Here is a 1,894-nt window from a genome sequence, read left to right as displayed (position 1 = left end):
GTAATGAGTAATGAGTAATGAGTAAGGAGTAAGGAGTAAGGAGTAAGGAGTAATATCAAATCCGGTTGAATACAAGAGTGTATTGTTGGGGGAGATGGTCCGATTGTCCGATTTAATAATGAACATATGCTATATAACCGGATTCTATATAAGACCAGAATTATTCAAACTATCTCTGAAAAAAGACCTCCATGCTGACTGTTTAGCATTAATAGAAATTGGTAAAAACGCTAGCAACTGGAAAACAAACAACGACCAGAAACTAGAAATATTAATCGACCTCCTTTGTCGAACCCACCCCCAAGAAAAAGTCTTAATCTTTTCCCAATTTGCTGACACCGTATATTATCTGACTACCCAAATCCAACAACGAGGTATTCAGAAAGTGGCAGGAGTTACCGGAAATTCAACCAACCCCGCAGAAACAGCATGGCGTTTTAGTCCGGAAAGTAACGGTAAACCTATTCCCAAAACAGAACAAATCAGAATTTTAATTGCCACAGATATTCTTAGCGAAGGTCTCAACCTGCAAGACTGTGCAATTATCATTAACTACGATCTACCTTGGGCAATTATTCGGTTAATTCAACGGGTGGGAAGAATAGATCGTATCGGTCAGAATGCAGCAAAAATTTTTTGTTATTCTTTCCTACCTGCGGAAGGAGTAGAGGAAATAATTAGGTTGCGGAGTCGTCTCAGACAACGGTTGCAAGAAAACGCCGAAGTAGTCGGAGCAGATGAAGCATTTTTTGAAGACGACATCGATCGACAAGTTATACTCGACCTCTACCATGAAAAATCAGGTATTCTGGATGGAGAAGATGACACAGAAGTAGACTTAATATCCGAAGCATATCAAATTTGGAAAAATGCTATTGATGCAGATCCCTCCCTGAAAAAAACTATCGAAAATTTGCCAAATGTAGTTTATTCGACTCGTGACTATCAACCTACTCCTAGTTATCCCGAAGGAGTGTTGCTCTATATGAAAACTGCCGAAGGAAATGATCATCTGGCGTGGGTAGACCAAAAAGGCAACAGCGTCACCCAATCTCAATTTGCCATTTTACGAGCAGCATCGTGTCACCCCAAAACTCCACCACATTCCCACAACCCCCAACATCACGAATTGGTGAAAAAGGGAGTCGAACTTATTGCTGAGGAAGAAAAGAATACAGGAGGTCAACTAGGTCGTCCATCAGGGTCAAGGTTTCGTACTTATGAACGGTTAAAGCGATATGTTGCCGAAGTTAAAGGTACATTATTTGCCTCTGAAAATTTGAGAAAAGCGATCGCTCAAATTTATCAACATCCTTTGAGACAGTCAGCTATTGATAGACTTAACCTTTGTCTAAAAAGTGGAGCAACCGACGAGCAACTGAGTGAATTAGTAGTTGCCTTATATATAGATGAGCAACTCTGCATTATCCAGGAAGAAGCAACAACCCAGGAAGCACAAATTATTTGTTCATTGGGATTATTCCAATCGTAATGGTTTGGTCTCCAAACCCTCCTACCAAATCCACCAAACAACCAAAAATCCCCTCAACCAAAATTGGAAAACATCACCGTAGGGGTTTGGTCTCCAAACCCTCTTCCAAATATTAAACCACCACCGTAGGGGTTGGGTCTCCAAACCCTCCTACCAAATCCACCAAACAACCAAAAATCTCCTCAACCAAAATTGGAAAACATCACCGTAGGGGTTTAGTCTCCAAACCCTCATGGAAAAATCTCAAAACTATAACGTTGCACTTCAGGGTCAAACCCCCCACCCCAAAACCCAAATTGGAAAACATCACCGTAGGGGTTGGGTCTCCAAACCCTCATGGAAAAATCTCAAAACTATAACGTTGCACTTTAGGGTTAGACCCCCCACCCCAAAACCCAAATT

1 protein-coding gene is annotated in these 1,894 nt (G+C 41.2%); it reads left to right on the top strand.

Annotated features, from left to right (window positions below; translation table 11 throughout):
• Positions 1-118: 118 nt before the first annotated feature.
• A complete protein-coding gene (locus tag F6K40_RS39975) occupies positions 119-1,492 on the top strand; it encodes a C-terminal helicase domain-containing protein (RefSeq protein ID WP_293145810.1) in 1,374 nt (457 codons plus the stop codon).
• Positions 1,493-1,894: the final 402 nt, after the last annotated feature.

Origin of the sequence: Okeania sp. SIO3I5, assembly GCF_010672085.1 — a bacterium.
Lineage (GTDB): Bacteria > Cyanobacteriota > Cyanobacteriia > Cyanobacteriales > Microcoleaceae > Trichodesmium.
This window is presented reverse-complemented; position numbering and strand designations above follow the sequence as displayed.